Source organism: Paenibacillus agri (assembly GCF_013359945.1).
Taxonomy (GTDB): Bacteria; Bacillota; Bacilli; order Paenibacillales; family Paenibacillaceae; genus Paenibacillus_AQ; species Paenibacillus_AQ agri.
This window is the reverse complement of the sequence record NZ_JABWCS010000004.1, coordinates 1-223: the sequence shown is the minus strand read 5'-3', so window position 1 is coordinate 223 and position 223 is coordinate 1. Positions and strand designations below refer to the sequence as shown.

Here is a 223-nt window from a genome sequence, read left to right as displayed (position 1 = left end):
CGCCGCAAGGTGGTCCACTCAGCCCGCTGCTGGCGAACATTTTACTGGACGATTTGGACAAGGAGCTAAGCGGACGAGGATTGCGATTTGTACGCTATGCGGACGACTGTAATATCTTTGTAGCGAGTAGGCGAGCAGGCGAACGTGTGATGGAATCGGTAAGTCGGTTTGTAGAAGGGAAGCTAAAACTGAAAGTAAACCGGGAGAAAAGTGCGGTGGACAG

Annotated in this window: 1 protein-coding gene; it reads left to right on the top strand. The window is 52.0% G+C overall.

Going from position 1 to position 223, the window contains the following annotated elements:
* A partial coding sequence (locus HPT30_RS00015; RefSeq protein ID WP_246316840.1) for a reverse transcriptase domain-containing protein occupies positions 1-223 on the top strand: 223 nt, incomplete at both ends.